Below are 5,552 nucleotides of genomic sequence, written 5' to 3'. Positions count from 1 at the left end.
TCGACGAACAATATGACGTCATCACATCGCATTATCGCGCGATGATCGACCATTATGGGGAGATGACGGGCGTCAATATGGCACGCAAGCATCTCGGCTGGTACGTCAAGGGGCTGCACGGCTCGGCCGAGTTCCGCAACAAGGTCAACCAGATCCCCGACAGCAAGGGGGTGCTCGACGCGCTCGAGGCCTTTTACGGCCCGCACCTGACCAGGGTCGCTGCGTGACGACGCTCACGTCGAGCATCCCGAGCTTCGACCATGACGAGCTGATCCAGTCGCACCCCGTTCCGACCCTGCTGATCGATGCGGGCGGGGTGGTTCTGTTCGTCAATGCGGCGGCGGAGCAGCTCTGCAACGTCGGCCGCTCGGCGATGGTCGGGCGCGTCATTTATGACGTCATCCAGATGGACCGCAGCTATCGCCAGCGGATGAACGACGCCGCGACCTCGGCGCTGTTCGCGCATCGCGCCGAAATCTCGGTCGGCGGTCGCAAGGCGATCTTCGCCGACATGCAGATGGTCCCCTATGGCCAGAGCGGGCATCGCATCCTCGCCCTCGTGCCATCGCAGAGCGATGCCGAACTGATGGGCGGGGCGATCGGCCGTTCGGGACGCGCCGCCGGCGCAGCGGCCTCGATGCTGGCGCACGAGATCAAGAATCCGCTGGCGGGGATCAAGGGCGCGGCGCAATTGCTCGCGCGCAAGACCGACGCGGGAGGCGAACGCTTCACGACGCTGATCTGCGCCGAGGTCGACCGGATCGCGACGCTGATCGACCAGATGGAGCATTTTTCGCGCGGGCAACCGATCGTCTGCGCGCCGATCAACCTGTATCAACCGATCCATCAGGCAATGGAGACAGCACGTGCGCGCCAGTTTCCGGGTGTCCGCTTCGCGGAGGATTTCGACCCCTCGCTGCCGCTTGTGCACGGAAACCATGACGCCATGGTGCAGATATTGCTCAATCTCCTGACCAACGGGTGCGAGGCGCTCGGGGGAAGCGAGGACGGCGTCGTCCGGCTGACGACGGCGTACCGGCATGGCCTTTCGATCGACAATGGCGACGGGCGCGGGCGGATCGCGTTGCCGATCGAGGTCAGCGTCAGCGATAATGGTCCGGGGGTTCCGGCCGATATCCGCGGCGACCTGTTCGATCCCTTCGTGACGACGAAGCGCGATGGGCGGGGCCTTGGCCTCGCGCTCGTGGCGAAGCTCGCACGCGACATGGGCGGCACGGTCCAGCACATCCGCGACGGTGACTGGACGCGGTTCCGCGTGCACCTGCCCGTCGCCCAAAAAGGACGATCCGCGTGAGCCGGGGCAAGACGATCCTGCTGGTCGAGGATGATCCCGCGATCGCGATGATCATCCGCGAGACGCTCGTTGGCGAATGCGGCCATTTCGCGTCGGTCGGCAGCCTTGCCGAACGCAACGCGTGGCTCGCCGACCATCGCCCGGACCTCATCATCACCGACGTCGTCCTGCCCGACGGCGATGGTATAGATTCGCTGGCGGGTTCCGCCGTCGATTCGGCGACGCCGGTGATCGTACTCTCGGCGCAGAATACGCTCGACACGGCCGTGCGCGCGACGGGAATCGGCAGCTATGACTACCTGCCCAAACCCTTCGATCTCGACGAACTGACCGCGAGCGTCCGCGCCGCGCTGGAACGCCGCGTCGAACCCGCCGCACGCGACGCCGGGCCGGCCGACAGCCATGGCCTTGTCGGCCGGGCGCCGGCGATGCAGGCGGTTTACCGGACCATCGCGCGCCTGGCGTCGAACGACCTCGCGGTTCTGATTCTCGGCGAGTCGGGCACCGGCAAGGAGGTTGTCGCGCGCGCGATCCATGCGACCGGCCTGCGCCGGAACGGGCCTTTCGTCGCGATCAACATGGCGGCGATTCCGCGCGAGTTGATCGAGGCCGAACTGTTCGGCCACGAAAAAGGCGCCTTTACGGGAGCGCACAGCCGCAACGCCGGCCGTTTCGAGCAAGCGGCGGGCGGCACGCTGTTCCTCGACGAGATCGGCGACATGCCGCTGGAGGCGCAAACGCGGCTGCTCCGCGTGCTGCAGAGCAACGAATATTCGACCGTGGGCGGCAGTCAGGCGCTGCGCGCCGACGTCCGTGTCATTGCCGCGACGCACCGCGACATGCGCACGCTGGTCGCCGATGGGCGGTTCCGCGAGGACCTCTTCTACCGGCTCAACGTCATTCCCGTCACGCTGCCGCCGCTGCGCGACCGGCGAAGCGACATCGCTGCGCTCGTCGGCCATTTCGTCGAGGCCGGCCGCAGCTCGGGGCTTCCCGATCGCCAGTTCGCCCCCGCGGCGATGCAATGGCTCGAACGTTATGACTGGCCGGGCAATGTGCGCGAACTCGGCAATGTCGTGCAGCGGCTTGCCGTCCTGTCGCGCGACACCGTCGTGACCGTGCGCGACGTCGAGACGGTCCTGCACGAAAACGGTGGGGGCGGCGGCGCGGTCGAGCCCGCCGTGCTGATTGCGCGCGCCGTCGACGACTGGGCGCGCGAACAGATGGCGGGCGCAACGAACGACGGCGCGATTCACGGGCAACTCGAGGCGATCGTCGAAGCCGCATTGTTCCGCCGTATTCTCCGCGAAGTGCGGGGCAACCAGCTGGAGGCGGCGCGCCGGCTGGGGATCAACCGCAACACGTTGAGAAAGCGCCTCGGGCAACTCGATATCGACCCCGCGCATCCCTGACATGCGAAGATAATCGTAAAATCGGTGCAATTGGGCGACGCTCAAGCCGATTGTGTGTTTTCCATGCAACAGGATTGTCGTAACGGGGCAACAATGGCGCACCCGTCTTCCCTGACCGTTGAAGTGGATTCGGACGATCAGGCGCGCTCGGGTTTCTGGCGTTTTGGCGCTCCCGAATATTATACCCTCGCGGTGATCGTCAGCGTTGCCGTCGCGACCTATATCTTCGTGACGGGCGACGCGCAGAGCGAGCGGCTGCTGACCCCCGCGCTCATCGCCGCGATCATGGTCGTCAACCTCGTGCCGGCGATGGCGCTGATCGTGCTGATCGGCAGCCGCATCGCGCGCGCGCGCGCCGTACGATCGATGGCGGGCGGCAACGGGCGCCTCCACGTCCGGCTCGTCGCGCTGTTTTCGCTGATCGCGGCGGCGCCGACGCTGCTGGTGGTGATCTTCGCCTCGCTGCTGTTCCAGTTCGGCGTGAATTTCTGGTATTCCGAACGCTCCCGCGGGATGTTCGAGAATGCGGCGAGCATGGCGCAGGCCTTTTACGAGGACAGCCAGAAATCGGTGAGTGCGAACACCACGACGATGGCAAAGGATCTCAGCGACTATCTGACGCGCTATCCGATCGACAGCGAAACCTTCCAGAACGCCTATGGGCAGCAGGTGGTGCTCCGCGAGCTCAACGAGTCGGCGATCATCGAGATCGGTGCCGACGGCATCGCGCGCACTCCCGTGATGGTCGATCCCGACAATCGTGCCGCCGAGGCGCGTATCTCGCCCGAGACCGTCGCACGGCTCAACCGCGGCGAACAGGTCGTGGTTCTGCAGAAATCGGATCGCATCGAGGCGGCGACCCGCCTTCCGGGGCGAGCCAACGCCTATGTTTACGCGTCGCGCGATGCGAACATATTGGGGCTGGAGCAGTTCGATCGGGCGCGCAGTATCCTCGCGGACTATAACGCGCTGTTCGGACGGTCGCAGCAGCTCCAGCTTCAGTTCAACGGCGCGCTCTATCTGGGCTCGCTGCTGTTGCTCGCGCTCGCCGTCATCGCGGCGATCGTCGTCGCCGACCGTATCGTGCGTCCGCTCGGGACGTTGATCGGGGCGACGCGCACCGCTGCGGGAGGCGATCTTTCGGTGCGTGTGACGCCGCCGGCGCGCGACGACGAAATTTCGGTGCTGACCCGCGCATTCAACCGCATGACCGAGCAGCTCGAGGGGCAGACCGGCGCACTCGTGAGCGTGAACGAGCAGCTCGAGGCGCGGCGCAGCTTCATCGAAGCGGTACTGAGCGGCGTTTCGTCGGCCGTCGTCTCCGTCGACGCCGATCGCCGCATCCTGCTGGCCAATGCCGCCGCCGAGCGACTGATCTGCCAGTCCGCCGAATGTCTGACGGGGCAACCGCTCGACGATGTCGCGCCCGAACTGGCGCGGCTGTTGACGGGCGAAGAGCGCGAAGGGATCGTGCAGCTTTCGCGAAAGGACGCCGAGCCCGCGACGCTCGCGGCAAAGGCCGTGGCGCAGGGCGACGGTTTCGTCCTCAGTTTCGAGGATATCACGCAGCAACTGCTCGATCAGCGGCGCGCCGCCTGGTCCGACGTCGCGCGGCGCATCGCGCATGAAATCAAGAATCCGCTGACGCCGATCCAGCTCGCCGCCGAGCGCCTGCAGCGCCGGTTCGGCGACAAGGTCGAGGGTGACGCCGCGACCTTCCGCAAGCTGACCGATACGGTCATCAGGCAGGTTCACGACATGCGGCGCATGGTCGACGAATTTTCGAGCTTCGCACGGATGCCCAAGCCGACCTTCGGGGTCGAGGATGTCCGCGACATCCTGCGCCAGGCCGTTTTCCTGTTCGAGGTCGCCAAACCCGACATCGTCTTTTCGGTCAAGACGCCCGCCGATATCGAGCCGCTGGTCTGCGACCGTCGCCTGCTGTCGCAGGCCGTAACCAATATCGTGAAGAATGCGGTGGAAGCGATTGAAGAAAAATATAAAAACTCCGAATCTCCGGCAACGGGACATGTCGGGGCGACGCTCGAAACCGGTCGCGAGGGCGAGCTGGTCATTCGCGTGACCGACGACGGCATCGGGCTTCCCGAAGCGCGCGAGGCGATCGCCGAACCCTATATGACGACGCGGCAGGGCGGCACGGGCCTGGGGCTCGCGATCGTCAAGAAGATCGTCGAGCAACATTATGGCGAACTGGAGTTTTCGGACAATCCGGCGGGGGACGGGACCTGCGTCACACTGACGCTCCATCCCGATCGGCTGAGGGCGCTCGCCGGCAGGGGCGGCGAGGCAGGCATCGGACAGGGTGAATCGGTTCCGGGACGCATCCGGAACCGGCAGGACAGAGAAGATCATGGCGCTTGATATTCTGATCGTCGACGACGAACGCGACATCTGCGACCTCGTCGCGGGAGTCATGGAGGACGAAGGTTATGAGGCGCGGACCGCTTTCGACAGCGATTCGGCGCTTGAGGCGATCCGCCAGCGACGGCCGTCGCTGGCGCTGATCGACGTCTGGCTGCAGGGGTCGCGGCTCGACGGGCTCGGACTGGTCGAGGCGATCAAGGCCTTCGATCCGACGCTGCCGATCATCGTCATTTCGGGCCATGGCGGGCTCGACACCGCGGTCGCCGCGATCCGCCGCGGCGCGTTCGATTTCATCGAAAAACCGTTCGAGGCGTCGCGCCTGCTTCACCTTGTCGAGCGCGCGACCGAAACCGAACGGCTGAAGTTCGAATATGAGCAACTCCGTGAAAAGGCGGGGCCGTCGGACGAACTCACCGGAACGAGCGCGGCGATCAACAATG

The 5,552-nt window shown here is 65.6% G+C and carries 5 protein-coding genes; all 5 read left to right on the top strand.

Features of this window, described 5'->3' with window-relative positions; genetic code table 11:
• The coding region (locus JHC57_RS20830) for a tRNA-dihydrouridine synthase (RefSeq protein ID WP_294032495.1) at positions 1-227 on the top strand (227 nt) is incomplete at its 5' end.
• On the top strand, positions 224-1,315 hold the full coding sequence (locus JHC57_RS20825; RefSeq protein ID WP_294032494.1) for an ATP-binding protein: 1,092 nt from the start codon (positions 224-226) through the stop codon (positions 1,313-1,315). The genes JHC57_RS20830 and JHC57_RS20825, both read left to right, overlap by 4 nt.
• A complete protein-coding gene (locus JHC57_RS20820; RefSeq protein WP_294032493.1) occupies positions 1,312-2,727 on the top strand; it encodes a sigma-54 dependent transcriptional regulator in 1,416 nt (471 codons plus the stop codon). Before JHC57_RS20825 ends, JHC57_RS20820 begins: the two co-directional genes overlap by 4 nt.
• A gap of 93 nt (positions 2,728-2,820) precedes the next feature.
• On the top strand, positions 2,821-5,109 hold the full coding sequence (locus JHC57_RS20815) for an ATP-binding protein (RefSeq protein ID WP_294032492.1): 2,289 nt from the start codon (positions 2,821-2,823) through the stop codon (positions 5,107-5,109).
• A partial coding sequence (locus JHC57_RS20810) for a response regulator (protein WP_294032491.1) occupies positions 5,099-5,552 on the top strand: 454 nt, incomplete at its 3' end. The genes JHC57_RS20815 and JHC57_RS20810, both read left to right, overlap by 11 nt.

Origin of the sequence: Sphingopyxis sp., from assembly GCF_016463645.1 — a bacterium.
Lineage (GTDB): Bacteria > Pseudomonadota > Alphaproteobacteria > Sphingomonadales > Sphingomonadaceae > Sphingopyxis.
Note: the sequence above shows the minus strand (reverse complement) of the source record. Positions and strands in the feature narration are given on the sequence as shown.

Excerpts from the sequence above, each read along its gene's own strand:
- JHC57_RS20815 (WP_294032492.1), top strand. The coding sequence starts at position 2,821 with ATGGCGCACCCGTCTTCCCTGACCGTTGAAGTGGATTCGGACGATCAG.